Origin of the sequence: Pseudomonas sp. REP124 (assembly GCF_020164475.1) — a bacterium.
Taxonomy (GTDB): domain Bacteria; phylum Pseudomonadota; class Gammaproteobacteria; order Pseudomonadales; family Pseudomonadaceae; genus Aquipseudomonas.
The window spans coordinates 1-24756 of record NZ_JAIQWX010000042.1; the positions used below are offsets into that span (position 1 = coordinate 1).

A 24756-nucleotide genomic window follows, 5' to 3' on the forward strand; every position below is an offset into this window, starting at 1 on the left:
GGTAGGAGCGAGGCTTGCCCGCGAAGCTTTCCCGTTAACCTTAAGTTACAAAACCATCCCCAAATTTGAGTTATATACGGATAGCGCCCAATAGTGGCTATCTGCTGTCTGGCTGCGCCCGCGAATAAAAATAAGAAAACCAAGGGAGACTTCCAGTGAAGAGCTTGCTCTATCCCGCCGTCGCGCTGATGAACCGCTTGAGCTTCGGCATGAAGTTCAGCCTGATCAGTGTTCTGTTCCTGGTGCCGATGCTGGTGACCAACTTCTATCTGGTCCGTGATTCCTATCGCGAATTCCAGGGTACCCGCATTGAACTGCAGAGCCTCGATCTGTTGGGTCGAAGCGTGGAGCTACGGCGCGATCTGGAGACCTTGAACAACCTGGTGCAGATCAACGTCGCCCTCGGTCAGTCGGCCAAAGCGGGCAATCTCGAATCGCAGATCAGCACGCTGGAACAGGGCATTTTGACCCGCATGCAAGCACTGACGGCGATGACCACCGATCCGGAGCAGATCGCGGTATTCAACGGCAAGCGCGATGAAATGATCGCGGCGTTCAAGGCGCAGCAAGCGGAAAAATCCCTGCAAAGCAAAAGTGCCCTGACCGGCAAATTGCTCGGCAGCGCGCAGATCTTCAGTCAGATCATTGCCAGTCAGGCGGGCCTGAGCCGCGACAATCAAAGCGACATGCGTCAGCTCAGCGAACTCGCCACCACCGTGACACCGCGCATTACCCAGATTCTGGGCGAGGGCCGGGCCATCGGTTCTTCTTCCCTGGGCCAAGGGTTTCTCAATTCCGCGTCGAGCACCCGATTCGATGAGCTGCTGTCGCAGATCGAAAAACTCCAGGGCGAATACAGCCTGAAGCTGCAGGACACCCTGGCCTCCAGCAAGGCCGCGCGGGACACCCTTAGCGTCGTGGCCGACAGCAGCAAGGCCTCGTTGAAAAAGGCCAGTGAGCTGTTCGAAGAGAAAGTGGTGATGGCCGACACCCTGGATACGCCGTGGCAGGGTTTTTACGATCAGGTCACCGGGTTGATGGATCAGACTTACCAGCTGAACGACGCCACCCTGAAATTTCTCGACATCCAGCTGCAACAACGCCTGGAGCAGAATCGCACCCACATGATCCTGCAGGCGGTGGCGCTGTCGGTGGTGTTTGTACTGATTTTCTACCTGTACGGCGGCTTCTACGCCTCGACCCGCACCACCCTCAAACGCCTTGGCGGGGTGATGGACAAGGTGGCGGCCGGCGACATGACGGTCACTTTCAGTGCTCACAGCAAGGATGAGCTGGGCGAATTGGGTGAGGTGTTCAACGGCACCGTGAAAAAAATCCATGACCTGATCGAGCGCGTGGGGCACACCGTCGGCGAAGTCGAGCGCCAGGCCGGACAGGTGGAGAATGTTTCGGCGCAGAGCAACCAGGCCGTGGCCGGGCAGCGCACGCAGATCGAGCAGGTCGCCACGGCGATGAACCAGATGTCCGCCACCTCGCTTGAGGTGGCGCGCAGTGCCGCTGCGGCGGTTAGCAGCGCCCACAGCGTCAATGACGAAACCATCAGCGGCCGTGGCCTGGTGCAGTCCCAGCAGGGCAGCATCGCCGCGCTGGCCAGCGAGATCGATCAATCGGTGCTGGTGATCAATCAACTGGCCAGCGACAGCCAGTCCATCAGCCGTGTGCTGGAAGTGATCAAGAGCATCGCCGAGCAGACCAACCTGCTGGCGCTCAACGCGGCGATCGAAGCGGCGCGGGCCGGGGAGCAGGGGCGAGGTTTCGCCGTGGTGGCGGACGAAGTGCGGACCCTGGCCAAGCGCACCCAGCAATCGACCGAAGAAATCGAACAGATGATCGCCAGGCTTCACGGCGGTGTCGGTGCCGCCGTGAAGGCCATGGGCATCAGCCATGAAATGGCCAATGGCACCGTGGGGCAGTCGGAAAAGGTCCAGCAGGCCCTGGAAAACATCCTCGGCGCGGTTGGCATGATCGTCGATCAGAACCAGCAGATCGCGGCGGCCGTGGAGCAGCAGACCGCTGTGGCCCACGACATCGACCAGAACATCGTCGAGATCAACCGCGCCGGCGAGCGTACCGCCGAAGGCGCGCACCAGACCGAGGATGCCAGTCGTGCGCTGTCGATGCAGGTGGTGGAGCTCAAGCAGCTGATCGGCGCGTTCCGCGTTTAAACAGACACCACACCTCAAACTGTGGGAGCGAGCCTGCTCGCGATGGCGTTTTCAGCTTCAACATTGTGTTGGCTGCAAAACCGCTATCGCGAGCAGGCTCGCTCCCACAGCTCGGGTCCCACAGGCCAAATCTCCGAATTTCCCGTAATACTTTTGCCTTCTGTCAGTAGGCAAGCTCCTGATTTAATCCGCGAGCTGGTTTTTCGTCTTCAATGAAAGATGATTCAGTTCACTGACACAAAAAGGAGGCAGGGTCATGGCTGTTGCATCGCTTGGAATTCAGGGCCGCTGCGCCCATTGCCAGCGTACGATGACGCTCGAACCCTGGCAGCTCAATGCCATCTCCATCAACGAGTCGTTTACCTGTTCCAACTGCCAGAAGGCCCTGCAACTGCGCGATCCGAAGCAGATCAAGCGCTTCAAATCCCTCGATTCCCTGGCCATGTTGAAGGCGAGTCTGCTGGTGATGATCTGTACCGCGCTGCTGGTGGCATTGGTGCTGGAGTGGGTGGGTTTGATCAGCGTCGTCGAGCAGTTGAATTACTCATTGCTGGCGATTTTCGTGTATTTCGTCGCCGTAGGATTTGCCCGCCATCGTCAGCACATGACGCTGATTCTCGAGGCCGCCAAGGCCCACGCTGACTGACTACCAGTTGAACAGCTCTCGCGCATTGGCCGTGCTGGCGCCGGCCAATTGCTCGGGGCTGATGGCCATGATCTCGGCCAGTGCCGCGCAGATCGCCGGCAGGTGCGCCGGGCTGTTGCGTTGACCGGGGAACATGGCGGGCGCCATGTCCGGTGAATCGGTTTCCAGCACCACCGTCTCCAGCGGCAACTCGGCCAGCACCCGATGCATGCGCAGGGCCTGGGGCCAGGTGGCGGCGCCGCCCAATCCCAGCTTGAAACCCAGCTTGATGTATTCCCGGGCTTCCTCACGGCTGCCGGCGAAGGCGTGGATGATGCCGGCGCGCTTGAGCTTGAAACGTTTGAGCGTGGCGATCACCGCCGCATGGCTGCGTCGAACGTGGATCAGCGCAGGCAGGTTGAAGTCCGCCGCCAGCTGCAGTTGTGCATCGAACAATACCTGCTGACGATCGCGATCCAGAGTTTCGATGAAGTAGTCCAGGCCGATTTCGCCCACGGCGCACAGCTGTTGATGACCGGCCAGGCGCGTCAGCCAGTCACCCAGTTCAGTCAGGTGCTCGGGGCGATGATCGTCCAGATACACCGGGTGCAGGCCGAACGCGGCGTACAAATCCGGATCGTCTTGCACCAACTCCCAGACCCGCTGCCAGTTGCCCTGATAAACCCCCAACACCACCATCTGGCGCACGCCGAGGGCGCGGCTTTCGCTCATCAGCGCCTGACGGTCGGCGTCGAAATCCGGGAAGTCCAGATGGGTGTGGGTGTCGATCAGTTCCACGGTTCAATCCTGGCGAATACGCTGCTTGAAGGTACGGGCGATGGCCTGTACGCCGGGCTGGTAATCAGACTGTTCGATGGCCGCCAGGGCCAGGGCCAGGGCTTTGTCGGCGATCAGTTGGTGCTGCTGGGCCATGGCGTTGACCGGCAACGGCAGGAAGTCCAGCAGTTGAGTGTCACCAAAGGTGCCCAGGCGTAGCGGGCGGGTTTTCAGCGGGAAATCATGCAAGGCATCGAACACGCCCTGGAGCAGCACGTAGGAAGTGGTCACCAGCGCTTCCGGCAAATGGCCGACACGCTGGAGCATTTCCTCCATCAACTGCTTGCCGCATTCACGGCTGAAGGATTCGCCGTGTTCGATCATCACTTCACCCGTATAACCGCTCAACGCCTGTTTAAAACCGGCGGCACGTTCCTGGCTGATGCTTAGTTCCGGACGGGCACCGATCAGGGCGATCTGTTTGGGCAGTGGATCCAGCAAGCTCTGGGTCAGGTGCAGGCTGGCCTCGCGGTCGTCGCTGATCACCGAGCAGAAGTGCTCTGGCTCCATCACCCGGTCGACGGCAATGATCGGGATGCCTTTGGCTTGCAACTGGCGATAGCTGTCGTCACCGACGGGCAGGCAACTGGCGACAATCAGCGCATCGCAGCGCCGGGCGCGGAACAGTTGGAGCAATTGTCGCTCGCTGTCTGGCGCGTCGTCGGAGCTGGCGATCAGCAGTTGGTAACCGCGCGCCCGGGCGCCTTGTTCAAGGAGCTTGGCGATGCGCGCGTAACTGGGGTTTTCCAGGTCCGGCAGAATGAAGCCCAACGTGCGGGTATGCCGGCTGCGCAGTCCGGCGGCCTGGGGATTGGGCGTGAAGCCGTGCTGGTCGACCACCGCACGCACGCGCTCGACGGTCGCGCTGCTGATGCGTTGCTGTTCGGCCTTGCCGTTGATGACATAGCTGGCGGTGGTAACGGACACACCGGCCAACTGGGCGATATCACTGAGTTTCAACCCGTTGTTTCCTTGTTTTTTCGAGCTTGCCCGACAGTTTCGCCAATCCTAACCGATTCAGATAGTCGACCCTTGTCGCAGCGCATCCGACAATTGGACTTTCCGATTTCACGGTTATCGATTAACGTGCCAATCATGCTAGATTAAACGTTTCAGCAAGCGTATTTTCAAGGTGATTGGTGCCCTTTTTTGATTTGTGCTCGGTTCTGCCGCGAAACTGCCAAATCTTGTCCTGAGACAGGCGCCTAAGCTGAATCATTCAAAACAATACCTGGTGTCCACAGGGCGCCAAAAAGGAGAAATCATGCTCGAGCTCACAGTGGAGCAGATATCCATGGGCCAGTCGGCTGTGGATAAGTCCGAGGCGTTGCAGTTGCTGGCCAGCCACCTGGTGGCCGACGGCCTGGTCGCCGAGGGTTACCTCGCCGGCTTGCAGGCGCGCGAAGCCCAGGGCTCGACCTTTCTTGGTCAAGGTATTGCCATCCCCCACGGCACTCCGCAAACCCGCGATCAGGTGTTCACAACCGGCGTGCGCCTGATGCAGTTTCCCGAGGGCGTGGATTGGGGGGACGGGCAGATCGTCTACCTGGCGATCGGTATCGCCGCCAAATCCGACGAACACCTGCGCCTGCTGCAACTGCTGACCCGCGCCCTCGGCGAGACCGATCTGGGCCAGGCCCTGCGTCGCGCCAGCTCTCCCGAAGCGTTGCTGAAACTGCTGCAAGGCGCGCCCCAGGAGTTGGCGCTGGATGCGCAGATGATCGGCCTGTCCGTTGCCGCCGAGGATTTCGAAGAACTGGTGTGGCGCGGTGCACGTCTTTTGCGCCAGGCCGACTGCGTCAGCAACGGTTTCTCCGCCGTGTTGCAGCAGGTCGAAGCGCTGCCGCTGGGCGATGGCTTGTGGTGGCTGCACAGCGAGCAGACCGTCAAGCGTCCAGGCCTGGCCTTCGTAACCCCGGACAAGCCCTTGCGCTACCTCGGCCAGCCGCTGAACGGTCTGTTCTGTCTGGCCAGCCTGGGCGAGGCGCATCAGGCCCTGCTCGAACGCCTGTGCGCGCTGCTGATTGAAGGTCGCGGCAATGAATTGGGCCGCGCCACCAGTTGCCGCGCGGTGCTCGAAGTGCTCGGCGGTGAATTGCCGGCGGACTGGCCGAGCGCCCGTATCGCCCTGGCCAATGCCCATGGTCTGCATGCGCGGCCGGCGAAAATCCTCGCGCAGCTGGCCAAGAGTTTCGAAGGCGAAATCCGCATCCGCATCGTCGATGGCCAGGACAGCGCCGTGTCGGTGAAGAGCCTGAGCAAGCTGCTCAGCCTCGGCGCCCGGCGCGGACAGGTGCTGGAAATCATCGCCGAGCCGAGCATCGCCGCCGATGCGTTGCCCGCATTGCTGGCCGCCATCGAAGAAGGCCTGGGCGAAGAGGTCGAGCCATTGCCGGCGGTGAGCCAGCCAGTCGAAGAAGTGGCCGATATTGCCGAGGTGTTGCTGGCCCCGGCCTCCGGCAGCCTGATTCAGGCCATCGCCGCCGCACCGGGTATCGCCATCGGCCCGGCGCACATTCAGGTGCAGCAGGCCATCGATTACCCTTTGCGCGGTGAGTCCGCCGCTGTCGAGCGTGAGCGTCTCAAGCAGGCGCTGGTGCAGGTGCGTGCCGACATTCAGGGCCTGATCGAACGCAGCAAGGCCAAGGCGATTCGCGAGATTTTCATCACCCACCAGGAAATGCTCGACGACCCGGAACTGACCGATGAAGTCGACACTCGCCTCAAGCAGGGCGAAAGCGCGGAAGCGGCGTGGATGTCGGTGATCGAAGCGGCCGCCCGGCAGCAGGAAGCCCTGCATGACGCGCTGCTCGCCGAGCGCGCCGCCGATTTGCGTGATGTGGGGCGTCGGGTGCTGGCGCAATTGTGTGGCGTGCAAACCCCGAGCGAACCCGAGCAACCCTACATTCTGGTGATGGATGAAGTCGGCCCGTCCGACGTGGCGCGCCTGGACCCGGCCCGGGTCGCCGGCATTCTCACCGCGCGCGGTGGCGCCACGGCCCACAGCGCCATCGTCGCCCGTGCCCTGGGCATTCCGGCGCTGGTCGGAGCAGGCGCGGCGGTATTGCTGCTGGCGCCAGGCACGCCGTTGCTGCTCGACGGGCAGCGCGGTCGACTGCATGTGGATGCCGACGCAAGCACCTTGCAGCGCGCCACCGAAGAGCGCGACACCCGCGAACAACGGCTCAAGGCGGCCGCCGAACAACGTCATCAACCAGCACATACAACAGATGGTCATGCCGTCGAAGTGGTGGCCAATATCGGCGAAAGCTCAGCGGTGGTGGCGGCGGTGGAGCAGGGCGCCGAAGGCATCGGCCTGCTGCGTACCGAACTGATTTTCATGGCCCATCAACAAGCGCCGGACGAAGCCACCCAGGAAGCCGAATACCGTCGCGTGCTCGATGGCCTCGCCGGGCGGCCGCTGGTGGTGCGCACCCTCGATGTCGGTGGCGACAAACCCTTGCCTTATTGGCCAATCGCCAAGGAAGAAAACCCGTTCCTCGGCGTGCGCGGCATTCGCCTGACCCTGCAAAGGCCGCAGATCATGGAGGCGCAATTGCGCGCCCTGCTGCGAGCCGCCGACAACCGCCCGCTGCGCATCATGTTTCCCATGGTCGGCAGCGTCGACGAGTGGCGCCAGGCCCGGGACATGACCCAGCGCCTGCGCCGGGAAATCCCGGTGGCTGACCTGCAACTGGGGATCATGATCGAAGTGCCGTCGGCCGCCCTGCTGGCGCCGGTGCTGGCCAAGGAGGTCGACTTCTTCAGCGTCGGCACCAACGACCTGACGCAATACACCCTGGCCATCGACCGCGGTCATCCGACCCTGTCGGCCCAGGCCGATGGTCTGCACCCGGCGGTGCTGCAACTGATCGACATCACCGTGCGCGCGGCCCATGCCCATGGCAAATGGGTGGGCGTGTGCGGCGAGCTGGCGGCGGATCCCTTGGCGGTGCCGGTGCTGGTCGGGCTGGGAGTGGATGAGCTGAGCGTGGGCGCGCGCAGCATTCCCGAGGTCAAGGCGCGGGTTCGCGAACTCAGCCTGAGCCAGGCCAGAAATCTCGCCCAGGAAGCGCTCGCCGTGGGCAGCGCCAATGAAGTACGTGCATTAGTGGAGGCCTTGTAATGGCCAGGATTCTGACCCTGACCCTCAACCCGGCGCTGGATCTGACGGTGCAGTTGCCGCGCCTGGAACCCGGTCAGGTCAACCGCAGCGACGTCATGCACACCCACGCCGCCGGTAAAGGGGTGAACGTGGCGCAGGTGCTGGCGGACCTCGGGCATCAGCTGACGGTCAGCGGTTTTCTCGGTGAAGACAATCTGCAGGCGTTCGAAACCCTGTTCGCCAAACGCGGTTTCACCGACGCGTTCATCCGCGTGCCCGGCGAGACCCGCAGCAATATCAAGCTGGCGGAAGGCGACGGACGCATCACCGATCTCAACGGTCCCGGACCCAAGGTCAGCGCAGAGGCGCAGCAGGCCTTGCTCGAGCGTCTGGAGCAGATTGCCCCGGAGCATGACGCGGTCGTAGTCGCCGGCAGTCTGCCCCAGGGCGTCAGCCCGCAGTGGTTGCAGGGTTTGATCCTGCGTTTGAAAAACCTCGGTTTGAAAGTCGCCCTCGACACCAGCGGCGAGGCGTTGGCCGCCGCGCTCAAGGCCGGCCCCTGGCTGATCAAACCCAACACCGAAGAGCTTGCCGAAGTGCTCGGTTGCGAAGTGGTATCGGTGCTGGCACAGGCCGAGGCCGCGAATCGTCTGCATGCGCAAGGCATCGAACATGTCGTGGTTTCCCACGGTGCCGATGGTGTGAACTGGTTCAGCGTCGGCTCGGCGCTGCATGCCACGCCGCCCAAGGTCAGCGTCGCCAGTACGGTGGGCGCGGGAGACTCGCTGTTGGCAGGCATGCTCCACGGTTTACTCAGTGCCGACACCCCTGAGCAAACCCTGCGCACGGCCACGGCGATTGCCGCGATGGCGGTGACCCAGATCGGTTTCGGCATCGGCGATACGGCGCAACTGGCGCTGCTTGAACAGGGTGTGCGCGTGCGCCCCCTGACAGAACAATAAGAGGGTTGGTCATGAAGTTAGCCATTGTTACTGCCTGCCCCAACGGCATGGTCACCAGTGTGCTGTGCGCCCGTCTGCTGGACGCGGCGGCCCAGCGCCAGGGCTGGATGACCTGCGTCGAAGTCAGCGATGCAACGCATCCTGAGCGTCAGTTGTCGGCGGCCACGCTGGAGGCGGCCGAGTGGGTGTTGCTGGTGACCAGCACCCCGGTGGACATGTCGCGATTCGTCGGCAAACGCGTCTACCAGAGCACCCCGGCCCAGGCCCTGCAGGACGTGGAGGCGGTGCTGCGCCGAGGCGCCGAAGAGGCGACGGTGTATCACGCACCTGAAGCTGTCGTCGCACCTGCGCCGGTCACCGCCAACGCCCCGAGACTGGTTGCAGTCACCGCGTGCCCGACCGGTGTCGCCCACACCTTCATGGCCGCCGAAGCTTTGCAACAGGCGGCCAAGCGCCTGGGTTATGACCTGCAGGTGGAAACCCAGGGCTCGGTCGGCGCGCGCAATCCGCTCAGTGCCCAAGCAATTGCCGATGCCGACGTGGTGCTGCTGGCGGCGGACATCGAAGTCGCCACCGAGCGTTTCGCCGGCAAGAAAATCTACCGCTGCGGCACCGGCATCGCCCTCAAGCAGGCCGAGGCCACCCTGAACAAGGCGCTGGCCGAAGGCGTGCAGGAAAGCGCATCGACCGGCGCGAAAGCCCCGGCCAAGTCAGAGAAGGCCGGGATCTACAAACACCTGCTGACCGGTGTGTCGTTCATGTTGCCGATGGTGGTGGCGGGCGGTCTGATGATCGCGCTGTCGTTCGTGTTCGGCATCACCGCGTTCAAGGAGCAGGGCACCCTTGCCGCCGCCCTGATGCAGATCGGCGGCGACACTGCGTTCAAGCTGATGGTGCCGTTGCTGGCCGGTTACATCGCCTACTCGATTGCCGACCGTCCTGGCCTGGCGCCGGGGATGATCGGCGGTCTGCTCGCCAGCACCCTGGGCGCCGGTTTCATCGGTGGGATCATTGCCGGTTTCATCGCCGGCTACACGGCCCAGGCGATCAACCGTTATGCGCGCTTACCGCAGAGTCTGGAGGCGCTGAAACCGATCCTGATCATCCCGTTGCTGGCCAGTCTGTTCACCGGTCTGGTGATGATTTACGTGGTTGGCAAACCGGTGGCGGGGATGCTTGAAGGGCTGACGCATTTCCTCGACAGCATGGGTACCACCAACGCGATTCTGCTCGGCGTGTTGCTGGGCGGGATGATGTGCGTCGACCTTGGCGGGCCGATCAACAAGGCCGCGTATGCCTTCTCGGTGGGGCTGCTGGCGTCGCAGAGTTATGCACCGATGGCCGCGACCATGGCTGCCGGCATGGTGCCGCCGATTGGCCTGGGGATCGCGACCTTCATCGCTCGGCGCAAGTTCGCCCAGACTGAACGTGAAGCCGGGAAAGCGGCGCTGGTGCTGGGGTTGTGCTTCATCTCCGAAGGTGCGATTCCGTTCGCCGCCAAGGACCCGTTGCGGGTGATCCCGGCGAGCATCGCCGGCGGTGCGTTGACCGGTGCCATGTCGATGTATTTCGGCTGCAAGCTGATGGCGCCCCACGGTGGTTTGTTCGTGCTGGCGATCCCGAATGCGATCAACCATGCGTTGCTGTATCTGCTGGCGATCGTGGCGGGGAGTTTGTTGACGGCGGTGGTGTATGCGCTGGTCAAGCGGCCGGAGGTGGTGGAGCTGGCGGTCGAGCCCGTGAGCGCATAATCGCCCTCTACTGTAGGAGCGAGCATGCTCGCGATGAACGCATAAACACCGCGGGGCATCAGGCCTCCAGCGTTATCGTTGACGACCATCGCGAGCATGCTCGCTCCTACAGGGTCAGGGGTGTGTCATCTGTGAGACATCCAGCCGTGCTTTAGTTTTTCCTTTTTCAGGGAGAACACCATGAGCGAATTCAACCTCGGACGTCGCCGTGTCGTGCAGGCCGTCGGCGCCGGGCTGTTGTTGCCGGGGCTGGCGCCGGCGGTGATCGCTTCGGTCAAGGATCGTCCAAAACTCACCGATGGCGTGCAGTCCGGCGACCTGCTCGGTGACCGCGCAATCATCTGGAGCCGCTGCGATCGTCCGGCGCGGATGGTGGTGGAGTGGGACACCCGCAGCCTGTTTCCCAATCCCCGTCGATTCGTTTCGCCGCTGGCCGATGCCCGCAGCGATTTCACCGCTCGGGTCGAGCTGACCGGGCTGCCCGCCGACCAGGCGATTTTCTACCGCGTGCAATTCGAAGACGCCCAGAGCGGTGTCGCCAGTGAACCCTGGTTCGGCCATCTGCGCAGCGTGCCGCAGACCCGTCGCGACCTCCGTTTCGTCTGGAGCGGCGACACCGTCGGCCAGGGCTTCGGCATCAACCCGGACATCGGCGGCATGCGCATCTACGAAGCCATGCGTCTGCGCCTGCCGGACTTCTTTATCCACAGCGGCGACACCATCTACGCCGACGGCCCTGTGCCGGCGCAACTGGTCACCGAGAGCGGGCGGGTGTGGCGCAACATCACCACCGAGGCCAAGAGCAAAGTCGCCGAAACCCTCGATGATTACCGTGGCAATTACCGCTACAACCTGATGGACGAAAACATCCGCCGCTTCAACGCCGAAGTGCCTCAGATCTGGCAGTGGGACGACCACGAGGTGGTGAACAACTGGTCGCCGGGCAAGCAGCTGGATGAGCGCTACAAGAGCAAGGATATCCACAGCCTGGTGGATCGCGCGCGTCAGGCCTGGCTCGAATATGCACCGATGCGTTTGCAGAGCGCCGGTGCTGGCGGGCGCATTTATCGACAGCTCAGTTATGGGCCGCTACTGGATGTGTTCGTGCTCGACATGCGCAGTTATCGCGGCGCCAACGACGACAATCTGGGCAATGCCAAGCCTTTCCTGGGGCGCGAGCAACTGGACTGGTTGAAGGCGTCGCTCAAGGCCTCGAACGCCCAATGGAAGGTGATCGCCGCCGACATGCCCATCGGCCTCGGCGTGCCCGATGGCGAGGTCAGTCCCGGTGTGGCTCGTTGGGAAGCCGTGGCCAACGGTGACCCGGGGCCTGCCCAGGGACGGGAGCTGGAAGTGGCCGAGTTGCTGGGGTTTCTGCGGGCGCAGCAGGTGCGCAACTTCGTGTTCCTGACGGCGGATGTGCATTACTGCGCGGCCCATCACTACCACCCGGATCGCGCGGCGTTTCAGGATTTCGAGCCGTTCTGGGAGTTCGTCGCCGGGCCGTTGAACGCCGGGACATTCGGGCCCAATGCGCTGGACAGAACCTTTGGTCCGGAGGTGGTGTTCCAGAAAGCACCGACGGCGCAGAACGTTTCGCCGTTTGCCGGATTTCAGTTTTTCGGTGAGGTGAACATCGAGGGGCAGAGCGGGGAGATGAGCGTGGTGTTGCGGGATCTGGATGGGGTTTTGGTTTTTGAGCAGAAGCTGCAACCAACCTGATCTACACCCGTCCCCTGTAGGAGCCGAGCTTGCTCGCGATGCCCTCGAGAACGCCGCGGGGTATCAGATTCCCAGCGTTATCGTTGACGACCATCGCGAGCAAGCTCGGCTCCTACAGGGTGGGTGTTGAATCAGTAAACGTCGCGGCGGTAGCGGCCCTGTTCGATCAGACGCTCGACTTCGGCAGCGCCGAGAATTTCGTTCAACACCTGATCCACCCCCGAGGCCATGCCTTGCAGGCTGCCGCAGATGTAGATCACGGCACCGTCCGCCAGCCACTTCCTCAGTTCAGCGGCCGATTCGCGCAGGCGATCCTGGACGTAGATCTTTTCCGCCTGGTCCCGGGAAAACGCCAGATCCAGGCGCTGCAGGTCGCCTTCAATCAGCCAGTCTTCCAGCTCCCTGCGGCACAGGAAATCGTGCTCGCGATTGCGTTCGCCGAACAACAACCAATGACGTTGCTGACCATCGGCAATCCGCGCCTTGAGCAGGCTGCGCAGTCCGGCAAGGCCGGTGCCGTTGCCCAACAGGATCATCGGCACCGCTTCGTTCGGCAGATGGAAACCACTGTTGCGGCGCACCCGCAGGCTGATGCTGCCGCCGACCGGCGCATGCTCGGTAAGCCAGCCGGAGCCTACGCCGAGGCTGCCATCAGGGTGCATTTCCTGGCGCACGATCAGTTCGAGAATGCCGTCGGCGGCGATCGAGGCGATGGAGTATTCACGCATCGCCAGTGGCACCAGCGCATCGACCAGCGCCTGGGCGTGCAGGCCGACCAGATGGCTGCGGTTCTCGGGCAACTGTTTGCTGGCAAGGGCTTGCTCCAGCGGTTGCGACAAGCCGTCGAGCGTGATGCTCGCGCGACCATCGATGCCCAGACCTTCGAGGAAATGTTCAATAGCCCAAGGGCAATTGCGCGGCAGCACTTCCACCAGATCACCGGCCAGCCAACTGCTGGTGTTCGGTGCGGTAAGGCCCAACATGTAGACAGGCGCGCCAGCGCTTTCCGGGTTGAGCAGCTCGCGACGGGTCAGGGTCCAGTTGTCGTAGCTCGGGGCTTGCCAGGTATCCACCGGTGCCTGGCCGGTCAGCATGCCGAGTTGCTGCTGCCAGTGGCGCAAGGCGTACGGATCGCCGCTGTCGACTTCCACCGGGGCGAACAGCGTCTTGCCGCCGTGCTCGCCCAGCCAGTTGTGCAGGCGGCGGGCGAAGCCGCAGAAGTGCTCGTACTGACGGTCGCCGAGGCCCAACACCGCGTAGTTCAGGCTGTCCAGGCTCAGCGCCCGGCCCAGCACCTTGCGCTCGAAACCACGGGCGCTGTCCGGTGCTTCGCCGTCGCCGAAGGTGCTGACCACGAACAGTGCGTTGCTCGAGTCCTTGAGGTCCTGTTCGCTGGTGTTCGCCAGCGGCTGCACCTTCACCGGCAACCCGGCGGCCTGCAATTGGCCGGCGGTCTGCCACGCCAGCTGTTCGGCAAAACCGCTCTGGCTGGCGAAGCTGATCAGCCACGCAGGAGCATCGCTGCCCGGTTGCGCCAGGCCTATGCGCGCGTCCTTGATCTGGCGCTTCTTGCGTCGACGGTCGAGGTAGAGCATCCAGCCGGTGACGAAGAACAGCGGCATGGTCAGGGCGGTGATGGTCAGGATGACGCGTCCGCCGATGCCGAAGTAACTCCCGGTGTGCAGTGCATAGATGCTGGTCAGCAACTGCGCCTTGAAGCTCTTGTCGCTGTAGCGGTCGTGGCGTTTGATCGCACCGGTGACCGGGTCCAGGGTGATCTGGTTGAGGGCGCGGTCGTGGGGCGAATCTTTCAAGAGGTAGTAAACAGTTGCCGGCTGGCCGGCCACGGGTGGCATGCGGGTGTTGTAGAAACTGAGGTCGGGACCGGCCGCGCTATAGATGCTGCTCCATATGGCTGAATAGTCGGCGGTTGGCGCCGGACCACTGGGTGCCGGGCCGCGATTGCGAACGCGTTCGTTCTGAGGCGAATCGGAGAGCAACTGAGTCAGGCCCTTGCTGTACCACTCGTAGGACCAAAACAACCCGGTCAACGCTGACAGGAGGTAAAACACCAGGCACCAGGTGCCGGCGACAGAGTGCAGATCCCAGTTGAAGCTGCGGCCTTTTTTCTTCCAGTCGAGGGTCAGCCAGACGCGCCAGCTGTTCCACTGGCGCGGCCAGCGCAGGTACAGGCCGGACAGGCAGAAGAACACCAGGATCAGGGTGCAGGCGCCGGTGATCTGGCGACCGGTGTCACCCATGGCGAGGAAGCGGTGCAGTTGCAGCATCAGGCCGAAGAATTGCTGGCCGGTGGCATCGCCCAGGAGCTCGCCGGTGTACGGGTCAAAGAAGCGCATCGGGCCGCGGCGCTCGCCTGGCGGCGGGGTGAAGAACGCGCGGGCGGCAACGTCGCTGTCGATGTCCACCGAGAGCATGGCGACTTTCAGGCCCGTGGCGGCCTGGACCTTTTCCACCAGTTCGGCGGGCGGCAGCACACCGGCGACCTGTTTCTGCACCTGCAATACCGAAGGGTTTATTGCGTACAGAATTTCATCCTGAAACGACACCGTCGCCCCGGTGATGCCCATCAGGGCCAGGACCAGTCCGGCGCTGATGCCAAAAAACCAGTGCAACTGGAACAGGGTTTTCTTCAACACGTCGCTCGCCTTGTTCATTCGAAGATAATCATCACGGCGCGCATTATGCTGCCGCGGGTTGTCGAGAAACATTCTTTTTTACACACGAAAGCCCCGTTCACCTGAATGAACGGGGCTCAACCGGATCCCTGTAGGAGCGAGCACGCTCGCGATGCACGCAAGACCACCGCGGGGTGTCAGACCGCCAACGTCATCGTTGACGACCATCGCGGGCAAGCCACGCTCCCACAGGGATTGCGGGGCACCAACACCACCGCAACTCCGTACCTGTAGGAGCCGAGCTTGCTCGCGATGGAGGTGCTGACACCGCTGGGTGTCAGGCTGTCAGCGTCATCGTTGACGACCATCGCGAGCAGGCTCGCTCCCACAGGGATTGGGGGGGCCTACAGGTATTGCGCCGGTTCTGTATTAGAAGTGGAAGTTGGTGCTCAACAGCGCCGTACGGCCCGCCGCCTGGTTGGCGAAGTGGGTCGAGAAGGCTTTGTCGTAGTAGGTTTCGTCGGTCAGGTTCTGCACGTTCAGCTGCAGGTCGATGTTCTTGGTCAGCTTGTAGGCCGCCATCGCGTCGTAACGAACGTAGGAATCGACCATGGTGGTGTTGGCCACGCTGCCGAAGACGTCGTCGACGTAGAACGCACCGCCACCGATGGTCAGCTTCGGCGTGACCTGGTAGGTCGTCCACAGACTGGCGCTGTTCTTCGGTGTGTTCGGCAACTCGTTGCCATTGTTCGCCCGGTTGGCCGGCAGATCACCGCCGTCAACCTGCTCGCTGTCCATGTAGGCGTAGCCGGCGAACACTTGCCACTTGTCGGTGAGCTTGCCGGTGGCCGACAGTTCGAAGCCTTGAACGCGGGTCTTGCCGACGTTTTCGTAGGTAGTGGTGTTGGTCTGCACGCGAGCGTTTTCTTTCTCGGTGCGGAAGATGTCGGCGGTCAGCGACAGACGATCATTCAACAGGTCCCACTTGGTACCGATCTCGTAGTTCTTGGTGGTTTCCGGCTCCATGTCGCTGCTCAGCAGGTTGCCGCTACGATCCGGCGTGCCGCCCAGCGGGTTGCCTTCCTGGCCTTCGCCGAGGGTCGCGCCCGGTGGCGTGGCGGAGGTGGCGTAGGACACATAGATGCTGCCGTTTTCCGCCGGCTTGTAGACCACGCCGAACTGACCCGTCACGAACTCGCTGACGTCATCGCCCTTGGCGGTGGTGGCGCCGGCGGCGGTGTAAGTCTTGTATTCGGTGTCGAAGTGGTCGTAACGCAGACCCATGTTAACCAGCCACTGCTCGGACAGCTCCAGGGTGTCGAACACATACAGCGCGTAAGTGTTGGCCTTGGTGTCGGTGCCGGCGTAGTTGCGCGAAATCGCGCCGTTCCATGGATCGCTCGGGATCGGGTTGGACAGCGAGGTGCAGTTGTAGCCGCTTGGCGCGCCGATCAGCGCAGGCGAGCAGTTGGTGGTGGCGGCTGCGGTGCCCGGCGTGGTGTCGGTGTTGACGTTGTACGAGGACTTTTCGCTTTCCTCGCGGCTCAACTCGATACCGGTGGCGAAGCTGTTCTTGAAGCCTGCGATGTACACATCACCAAACAGGTCGGTCTGGTTGGTGGTGGTCTCGGTGTTGCTCACGCGGGTGTTGGCCCGGCGCCAGACGCTGCCGTTGTTGACGTTGCCCTTGCTGTCGTCCGGCTGGGTCAGGATGTAGTCCTGCATGCTGGAGCCGTGACGAAGGGTGTTCTTGACGGTCAGTGCGTCGGTCAGGTCGTGCTCGATGGCGATGGTCGCGGTGTCGGTACGACCCTTGCGGAAATCGCGGTCGGTCAAGCCATAGAAGTTGCTGCTGTCGCCGCCGTCCTGCGGTTTGTCCGGGTTGGACTTGGTACGGGCAGCCGAACCTGCGGTCGGGATCGAGTACGGGATGCCCGAATCCGGCGTGTCGTTGCTTTCCAGGTGGTAGTAGTCGAGGTTGACGCGGGTGTCGGTGCCCAGGCCGAAGGCCAGGGAAGGCGCGACGCCCCAACGGTCGTAATCGACGCTCTGGCGGCCGGCGACGTTGCTTTCGTGGCTCATCAGGTTCAGACGGCCGGCGGCGGTGTCGGAGAACTGATAGTTGCCGTCCAGGGTGTAACGCTGGGTCTGGTCCGAACCCCAGGTGAAGCCACCGTCGAAGGAGTTGCCCAGGTGCGCTTTCTTGCTCACCAGGTTGATGCTGCCGCCCGCTGCGCCACGACCGCCGATGGCGGAGTTCGGACCCTTGCTGACTTCGATCGATTCGACGGCGAAGATTTCACGGCTCTGGGAACCGGTGTCGCGCACGCCGTCCAGGTAGGTGTCGCCCTGAGCGTCGAAGCCGCGGATGAACGGACGGTCGCCCTGCGGGTTGCCGCCTTCACCGGCACCGAAGGTGATGCCCGGGACGGTGCGCAGCGCGTCCTGCATGTTCAGGGCGCCGGTGTCTTTCAGAACCTGTTGCGGGATGACGGTGATCGAACGCGGAGTGTCGACCAGCGGCGCGGTGTACTTGGGCGAAGAGGCTTTCTCGACGTTGTAGGAGGTCTCGTCCTGGGCTTCGCCGGTGATCGCGGTAGCGCCCAGCGACAGAGTGCTGCGCGGTGCTTTCTGGTCGGTTTGTTCAGCAGCGAAGACCATGTGGCCCGCAGAACCGGCAGTGATCGCAACGCCAATGGCGGAGGCGAGCAGACGTGGTGAACTGACCGGTAGTTGTGGGTATTGCCGTGACATGTGATTCCCCTTCCCCAAGGATTTGAGGCCGCGGAATATAGGGGAGACGCGTATTTGTATCAATTGCGAAACGTTACTATTCGCAGATAATTTACATTCTTTACAATTTATCCTTACGGTTTTTACAGTTTCATTCGTCTGCCGGGTTTTACACAGGCAATAAGAATCAATACCATTGGCGCCCTTTGGTTTTCAGGCGTCCTTTCCATGCTGCTGCACATTCCCGGCGTGTTCGACAAAGAAGAAGTGCAGCGCATCCGCGAGGCTCTGGAACAGGCCGATTGGGCCGACGGCAAGATCACCGCCGGCTACCAGTCGGCCAAGGCCAAGCACAATTTGCAGCTGCCTGAAGGTCATCCACTGGCCAAGGAGATCGGCGCGGCGATGCTGGACCGCCTGTGGAAAAATCCGCAGTTCATGTCCGCGGCGCTGCCGCACAAAGTCTTTCCTCCGTTAGTGAACTGTTACACGGCCGGTGGCAGCTTCGACTTTCACATCGACAACGCCGTGCGCCAGCCCCAGGGCAGCGTCGAGCGGGTGCGCACCGATCTGTCGGCCACTCTGTTCTTCAGCGAGCCCGAGGACTACGACGGCGGCGAACTGGAGATTCAGGACACCTACGGCACCCAGCGGGTGAAACTGCCCGCCGGCGACATGGTGCTGTACCCCGGCACCAGCCTGCACAAGGTCAATGCGGTGACTCGCGGCGCCCGATATGCCTCGTTCTTCTGGACTCAGAGCCTGGTGCGCGAAGACAGCCAGCGTGCGCTGCTGTTCGAGATGGACGGGGCGATCCGCCAACTGACCCAGGACGTGCCGGATCACCCGTCGCTGGTGCGCCTGACCGGCACCTATCACAACCTGCTGCGCCGCTGGGTTGATGTATGAGGGGTGAGATATGAGTTACCAATTGCGCCGCGAAGAAGCGCTGGACGGCGAACGCCTCAAGGCCATGCTCGACGAAAGCCCGGCCCGCGCAGCCCAGGCGATCCTTGTCGCCGCTCGCGAAGAGGTGCTCGAGGCCCAGGCGCTGCTGGGGCAAATCCTGCTGGACGGGCAGGGCATCGCACAGGATCAACCGCTGGCGCTGCGCTGGTTCGACATCGCCGCCCGCCAGGGACACCTGATGGCGCGCAACATGCTCGGCCGTTGTCACGAGCATGGCTGGGGCTGTGAGGCGGACGCTTCAGTTGCCGCGCGGCATTACCGGGTCGCGGCGCAAGGCGGCCTGGACTGGGCGATGTACAACCTCGCGAACCTGCTGGCGACCGGGCGTGGTGTGGTCGAGGATCAGGTGCAGGCGTTAATGTTTTATCAACAGGCAGCCGAGCTGGGTCATGCGAAATCGATGAACCTGTTGGGGCGTTATCTGGAAGAAGGGCGGGTGTGCCCGGCGGATCCATTGGCGGCTCGCAGTTGGTATCGACACTCGGCGGTTGGCGGCGATTTCCGTGGTCAATTCAGCTACGCCGCAGTGCTCGCGGGTGAAGGCAATGTCGATGAAGCGCTGGTCTGGCTGCACAAGGCGCTGGCAGGAGGAAACCTGAATTTCCTGAGAGTCGCGGCACCAGCATTGGCCAGTGCCACCGACCCCCGCATTCGCACATTGGCGCAAGACTACGCCCGCCGCCAGGCCGAACTCGAACCCCTGTAGGAGCGAATTCATTCGCGATGGTCGTCAACGATAACGCGTGACGCCTGACGCCCCGCGGTGTTCTGGAGTCCATCGCGAATGAATTCGCTCCTACAGGGGAACGTGTTGTTCTTGGAGGCATAAAAAAGCCCATGACATGTCATGGGCTTTTCATTTGCGGCAAGCCTTACACGTAGAAGGATTTCAGCGGCGGGAAGCCGTTGAATTCAACTGCGCTGTAGCTGGTGGTGTAAGCGCCGGTGGACAGCCAGTACAGGCGGTCGCCGATGGCCAGGTTCAGGGGCAGGCCGTACTTGTAGTTTTCGTACATGATGTCGGCGCTGTCGCAGGTCGGGCCGGCGATGACCACTTCTTCAGTCTCGCCTTTCTTCTCGGTCCAGATCGGGAACTTGATGGCTTCGTCCATGGTTTCGATCAGGCCGGAGAACTTGCCCACGTCGGTGTAGATCCAGCGCTCGACGGCGGTGCGGGATTTACGGGCGACCAGTACCACTTCGCTCACCAGGATGCCGGCGTTGGCGATCAGCGAACGGCCAGGTTCCAGGATGATTTCCGGCAGGTCGTCACCGAAGTCTTCCTTCAGGAAACGGATGATTTCCTCGGCGTAGGTTTCCAGGCTGTTGGTGCGGGTGATGTAGTTGGCCGGGAAGCCGCCACCCATGTTGATCAGTTTCAGCTCGATGCCGTCTTCTTCTTTCAGGCGCTCGAAGATCACTTTGACCTTGGCGATCGCGGCGTCCCAGACGCTGATGTCGCGCTGTTGCGAGCCGACGTGGAACGAGATGCCGTAAGGCACCAGGCCCAGGTCGCGGGCCAGGATCAGCAGGTCCATGGCCATGTCGGTCTGGCAGCCGAATTTGCGCGACAACGGCCAGTCGGCGGTGGTCGAGCCTTCGGTCAGGATGCGCACGTAGACTTTCGAACCCGGTGCGGCCTTGGCGATGTTGCGCAGGTCGGCTTCGGAGTCGGTGGAGAACAGACGCACGCCCTTCTCGTAGAAGTAGCGAATGTCCTTGGATTTCTTGATGGTGTTGCCGTAGCTGATGCGATCGGCGCTGACGCCGCGATCCAGCACTTTGTCCAGCTCATAGATAGAGGCGATGTCGAAGCTCGAGCCTTTCTCTTTGAGCAGGTCGATGATTTCGACGGCCGGGTTGGCCTTGACCGCGTAGTAGACCTTGGCGAATTCGAAACCTGCGCGCAGGTCATCGTAGGCCTGGGCGATCATCGCGGTGTCGATCACTACGAACGGGGTTTCTTGCTTGTCGGCGAACGCCTTCATTTTATGAAAGGTTTCGCGCGCGAAATAGTCTTCGACCTGGATCGACATACTTGGGAGCTCCTATTGGCAAACTCGAAAAATCAATGGGTGCAAATGAACGTCCTCCGTATCCCCACTTTGGTTCGCCTACTTCCCAAGGCATGTCGCCGAAAGCAAAAAGGCCATGGGATGTGTCGCTATCCCTTGGCCTTGCTGTCTCGTCGTCAGTACTTGAGCCGGATGGATCGTTTCCAGCATGGACGTTCGGCGCGAACTTTAGGGCGTGAGGGGCCTGAGATCAACTAAAAATGTCGCGTTTTTGCACTCTTCTGACGTGCGTGGCGGACATCACTCTTTGTAGCGGACAGAGATGACGGGCAGATGTTCCCCGGTATTTTTGAAGTGTTAAAAATACCTGCACGTTCGACGCCGTTGTGAGCTTGATCGCAGGTAAGTGTGATGGAGGTCATATCGGCGACGTTAGCGGCTAGAAGGTCGTTTGGGGTGCGATTTGATTGAGGCGAGGGCTGTTTTTCAGGGCGATGGACGGGAGCAGGTGTTGATATTTCTTTCCGGTAGACGAAAGTCGGAAAAACTGCACATGAACCTGTGGGAGCGAGCCTGCTCGCGATAGCAATTTCATAGCCGACAGAGGCGCTGACCGCTGAATGGCAATCGCGAGCAGGCTCGCTCCCACAATTGAAGTTGTGTGGTCAGACGGCCACAGCTTCCGCAGGCGAAACGATACTGGTCTTGCCTCCACGGGATTTGCCCGAGCTCAGATACTCGGCAATCGACTCCTGCGTCACTTCCCCAAGAAACACCCGCTCGGCGTCCATCACCGGCAACCAGGCCCGGTTGAACTCGTACATCCGCGACAACAGAATGCGCAGATGCTCGTCATACGCCGCAGTGGCGTTGAACTCGCGCAGGTATTGTCCACAGGTGCCGGTCTGACGGTGCAGGTCGCGACGTCTTACATAACCCAGCGCTTTGTTCTCGCCATCAGTGACAACGACGTAACGACGGTCATGCTCGTCCATCAACTCCAGCGCCTCGGCCACCGGGGTTTCCGGGCTGACGGACGGTGCGTTGTCCGCCGCGTCTTCGGCCTTCACCAACAGCAGGCGCTTGAGGGTGCTGTCCTGGCCGACGAAGTTGCTGACGAAGTCGTCCACGGGATGGGCCAGCAGGGTGTCCGGATGATCGATCTGCAGCAGCTTGCCGGCGCGGAAGATCGCGATCTTGTCGCCCAGCTTGATCGCCTCGTCGATGTCGTGGCTGACCATGATCACGGTCTTGTTCAGAGCCCGCTGCATCTCGAAGAACTCGTTCTGGATCATCTCGCGGTTGATCGGGTCGACCGCACCGAAGGGTTCGTCCATCAATAGCAGAGGCGCCTCGGCCGCCAGCGCGCGGATCACGCCGATGCGCTGTTGCTGGCCGCCGGAGAGTTCGCGCGGATAGCGATGCAGGTACTGCTTGGGCTCCAGCTTGATCATGCTCATCAGTTCGCGAGCACGGTCGTGGCATTTCTGTTTATCCCAACCGAGCAGCTTGGGCACGACCACGATGTTTTCCTCGATGGTCATGTTCGGGAACAGGCCGATCTGCTGAATCACGTAACCGATGTTGCGCCGCAGCGTCACCTCGTCCAGATCGGTGGTGTCTTCGCCGTTGATCAGGATCTTGCCCGAAGTCGGCTTGATCAGGCGATTGATCATCTTCAGCGTGGTGCTTTTGCCGCAACCCGATGGCCCGAGGAACACGCAGATCTCGCCTTCATTGACGGTCAGGCTCACCGAGTCCACGGCTTTCACGTCTTTGCCGTTGCTCTGGAAGGTCTTGCTGAGGTTTTGAAGTTCGATCATTTCAGGAGTCCTTTTGGGGTCAACGAGCGTTGCAGCAGTTGCAGGATCAGGTCGGCGAAGATCGCCAGCACACTGACCAGTACGGCGCCGACGATCAGCATCGACATGTCGCTGCGGCTGATGGAAGCGAGGATGAGTACACCAAGACCGCCGGCGCCGATGGTGGCGGCGATGGTCATCACGCCGATGTTCATCACCACGGCGGTACGTACGCCGGCGAGGATCACCGGCACCGCTATCGGCAGCTCGACCATGCGCAGGCGCTGGCCGAAGGTCATGCCGATGCCGCGCGCGGCTTCACGGATGCCCGGCTCGACGTTGGTCAGGGCCAGGTAGGTGTTGCGCATGATCGGCAGCAATGAATAAAGGAAGACCGCGGTGATGGCCGGCATCGGTCCCAGGCCCTGGCCGAACTTGGAGTAGAACGGCAGCAGCAGGCCGAACAGGGCAATCGACGGCACGGTCAGCAGCACTGTGGCGCTGGCTTGCAAGGGACCAGCGAGGCTCGGGAAGCGTGTCATCAGGATGCCCAGCGGCACACCGACGGTAATCGCCAGGGTCACGGCAATACCCACCAGAGTGATGTGTTGCCACGTCAGGTGCAGGACTTGCGACCAGTCGAGGTGGGAAAAGGCGTTAAAGAATTCCATGACTTTTCCTCCTTAATTGATGGGGTGCTGGCGCAGGAAATCCGCGGCCACGGTGGAAGGACTCTGGTGGTCGACATCGACCCGCGCGTTCAGCTCGCGCATGGTGTTGTCGTCGAACAGCTCAGCCAGCGGCTTGAGCTGTGCGGCCAGTTGCGGGTGCGCGTCGAGGGTGGCCTGGCGGACAACCGGCGCTGCGGTGTAGTCGGGGAAGTAGTGCTTGTCGTCTTCCAGCAATTTGAGCTTGAAGGCGTTGAGCCGGCCGTCGGTGGTGTAGACCAGTCCTGCGAACACCTGGCCGTTGCGTAGTGCGGTGTAAACCAGGCCTGCGTCCATCTGGCGGATGTTCTTGCGCGACAGGTTCATGTCGTACAGCTGCACCATGCCGTCGAGACCGTCGGAGCGGTTGGCGAATTCGGTGTCCAGCGCCACCAGGTTGCTGGCCTTGTCTTGCTCGCGCAGCACCTTGTTCAAGTCGCTGATGCTGTTGATCTGCGGGTATTCGTCAGCGACGTTTTTCGGCAGGGCGAGGGCGTAGGTGTTGCTGAATTTCGACGGGGTCAGCCAGACCAGGCCTTTTTTGCCGTCGAGTTCTTTCACCCGGGCGTAGGACTGTTCGCTGTCGAGTTTTTCGGTGACGTGGTTGTAGGCCACCAGCGACACCCCGGTGTATTCCCAGAGCATGTCCAGCTGGCCACTTTCGTGGGCGCTGCGGGCCAGGTTGCTGCCCAGGCCGCCGGTCACCTGCACGTCGTAGCCCTTGGCGCGCAGGTATTGCGAGGTGATTTCCGCCAGCAGGGTCTGTTCGGTGAACACCCGGGCGCCGATGCGGATCGGGGGCTTTTCAGCCGCTTGGGCAATTCCCGCGAGCAGCAGGATGCCGCCTAGAATCAAGCATATTTTTTTCATGACTATTCCTTTGCTCAGGCTTAAGACGGGCGCAGACCGCGTTCGAGCCAAAGTCGACTGGCGATTGTCACCAGACCGTCGAGCAGCAATGCCAGCAACGCGGTGCAGGCCGCGCCGAGCAGCAGTTGCGGCTGATTGTTCAAGGCAATGCCGGGGAATATCAGGCTGCCCAGGCTGTTGGCGCCGATCAGGAACGCCAGCGGTGCGGTACCGACGTTGATCGCCAGCGCCACCCGCACGCCGCCGACGATGATCGGCACGGCGTTGGGCAATTCGACTTTCCACAGCACCTGGCGCGGGGTCATGCCGATGCCGGTGGCGGCTTCCTTGAGCGAGGCCGGAACGTTCTTCAGGCCTTCGAAGGTGTTGCGCACGATGGGTAATAACGAGGCGAGGAACAGGGCGAAGATCGCCGGACCGCTGCCGATGCCGAGTATGCCGAGGGCGATGGCGAGGACGGCGAGAGGGGGCACGGTGTTGCCGATGTTGAAGAACTGCATGAAGCGTTCGGCGCGGCCGATCATGCCCGGACGGCTGAGCAGGATGCCGGCGGGGAGGCCCACGACAAGAGCGGCCAGCATGGACGCGAGGACAAGCAGCAGATGAGCTTGCAGGTAAAACAGCAAATCGTCGCGGTAATGTTCGATCGTATCGACGCCGATCCAGTGGATCAGCAGGGCCAGAAGGGCGATCACCAACGCGCCTCCTATCAGCCCTTTGCCATAGTGGATAGCCACAGGCGGACTCCTTTTTTCTTTGTCGGCGAACGCAGTCCCGTGTGGCAGGCCGTCATTGGCTGCCGGGCAGGGCGTTCGCGAGAAGCGGCTCAATGAGCC

The 24756-nt window shown here is 62.0% G+C and carries 17 protein-coding genes; 8 read left to right on the forward strand and 9 right to left on the reverse strand.

From position 1 onward, the window contains the following. The first annotated feature begins 155 nt into the window (after positions 1–155). Positions 156–2186 (forward strand): methyl-accepting chemotaxis protein, encoded by a 2031-nt coding sequence (locus K9857_RS12840; RefSeq protein WP_224536260.1) that lies wholly within the window; start codon positions 156–158, stop codon positions 2184–2186. Between the two features lie 256 nt (positions 2187–2442). Beyond that, on the forward strand, positions 2443–2832 hold the full coding sequence (locus K9857_RS12845; protein WP_224536262.1) for a hypothetical protein: 390 nt from the start codon (positions 2443–2445) through the stop codon (positions 2830–2832). Here K9857_RS12845 and K9857_RS12850 read toward each other — a convergent pair whose 3' ends face one another. Both K9857_RS12850 and cra read right to left on the reverse strand, forming a co-directional pair. Continuing rightward, on the reverse strand, positions 2833–3609 hold the full coding sequence (locus K9857_RS12850; protein ID WP_224536265.1) for a TatD family hydrolase: 777 nt from the start codon (positions 3607–3609) through the stop codon (positions 2833–2835). A 3-nt stretch (positions 3610–3612) separates the two neighbouring features. Beyond that, positions 3613–4608 (reverse strand): catabolite repressor/activator, encoded by a 996-nt coding sequence (gene cra / locus K9857_RS12855; protein WP_224536266.1) that lies wholly within the window; start codon positions 4606–4608, stop codon positions 3613–3615. 304 nt (positions 4609–4912) lie between these two features. Here cra and ptsP point away from each other — a divergent pair, with 304 nt between their 5' ends. From ptsP to K9857_RS12875, 4 genes are all read left to right on the forward strand, one after another. Beyond that, complete coding sequence (gene ptsP / locus K9857_RS12860; RefSeq protein ID WP_224536269.1) at positions 4913–7774, forward strand: phosphoenolpyruvate--protein phosphotransferase; 2862 nt, start codon at positions 4913–4915, stop codon at positions 7772–7774. After that, positions 7774–8715 carry a 1-phosphofructokinase gene (gene pfkB, locus K9857_RS12865; protein ID WP_224536271.1) on the forward strand — a complete coding sequence of 314 codons (942 nt, stop codon included), beginning with the start codon at positions 7774–7776 and terminating at the stop codon, positions 8713–8715. Before ptsP ends, pfkB begins: the two co-directional genes overlap by 1 nt. Before the next feature lie 11 nt (positions 8716–8726). Beyond that, positions 8727–10466 (forward strand): PTS fructose-like transporter subunit IIB, encoded by a 1740-nt coding sequence (locus K9857_RS12870; RefSeq protein ID WP_224536273.1) that lies wholly within the window; start codon positions 8727–8729, stop codon positions 10464–10466. Between the two features lie 180 nt (positions 10467–10646). Continuing rightward, on the forward strand, positions 10647–12188 hold the full coding sequence (locus K9857_RS12875; protein ID WP_224536275.1) for an alkaline phosphatase D family protein: 1542 nt from the start codon (positions 10647–10649) through the stop codon (positions 12186–12188). A gap of 131 nt (positions 12189–12319) precedes the next feature. Here the strand turns inward: K9857_RS12875 and K9857_RS12880 are convergent, their stop codons facing one another. Further along, positions 12320–14845, reverse strand: coding sequence for a PepSY domain-containing protein (locus tag K9857_RS12880; protein WP_224536317.1), 2526 nt, complete (start codon positions 14843–14845; stop codon positions 12320–12322). A 408-nt stretch (positions 14846–15253) separates the two neighbouring features. Then, complete coding sequence (locus K9857_RS12885; protein WP_224536277.1) at positions 15254–17578, reverse strand: TonB-dependent receptor; 2325 nt, start codon at positions 17576–17578, stop codon at positions 15254–15256. 207 nt (positions 17579–17785) lie between these two features. On the opposite strand from K9857_RS12885, the gene K9857_RS12890 reads away from it, so the two are divergent. Further along, positions 17786–18466, forward strand: a complete 681-nt coding sequence (locus K9857_RS12890; RefSeq protein ID WP_224536280.1) for a Fe2+-dependent dioxygenase — start codon at positions 17786–17788, stop codon at positions 18464–18466. A gap of 10 nt (positions 18467–18476) precedes the next feature. Further along, complete coding sequence (locus tag K9857_RS12895) at positions 18477–19232, forward strand: tetratricopeptide repeat protein (RefSeq protein ID WP_224536281.1); 756 nt, start codon at positions 18477–18479, stop codon at positions 19230–19232. Positions 19233–19398: 166 nt separating this feature from the next. On the opposite strand, the gene K9857_RS12900 is transcribed toward K9857_RS12895, so the two are convergent. The 5 genes from K9857_RS12900 to K9857_RS12920 all read right to left on the reverse strand — a co-directional run bounded on the left by K9857_RS12900 (position 19399) and on the right by K9857_RS12920 (position 24657). Further along, positions 19399–20562 (reverse strand): type III PLP-dependent enzyme, encoded by a 1164-nt coding sequence (locus K9857_RS12900; RefSeq protein ID WP_224536283.1) that lies wholly within the window; start codon positions 20560–20562, stop codon positions 19399–19401. Positions 20563–21206: 644 nt separating this feature from the next. Then, positions 21207–22364: a betaine/proline/choline family ABC transporter ATP-binding protein gene (locus tag K9857_RS12905; RefSeq protein WP_224536285.1), complete on the reverse strand. Its 1158-nt coding sequence runs from the start codon at positions 22362–22364 to the stop codon at positions 21207–21209. Next, positions 22361–23014 carry an ABC transporter permease gene (locus tag K9857_RS12910; protein ID WP_224536287.1) on the reverse strand — a complete coding sequence of 218 codons (654 nt, stop codon included), beginning with the start codon at positions 23012–23014 and terminating at the stop codon, positions 22361–22363. Before K9857_RS12910 ends, K9857_RS12905 begins: the two co-directional genes overlap by 4 nt. A 12-nt stretch (positions 23015–23026) precedes the next feature. Beyond that, on the reverse strand, positions 23027–23920 hold the full coding sequence (locus K9857_RS12915) for a glycine betaine ABC transporter substrate-binding protein (RefSeq protein ID WP_224536288.1): 894 nt from the start codon (positions 23918–23920) through the stop codon (positions 23027–23029). A gap of 20 nt (positions 23921–23940) precedes the next feature. After that, positions 23941–24657, reverse strand: a complete 717-nt coding sequence (locus K9857_RS12920; RefSeq protein WP_224536291.1) for an ABC transporter permease — start codon at positions 24655–24657, stop codon at positions 23941–23943. Positions 24658–24756: the final 99 nt, after the last annotated feature.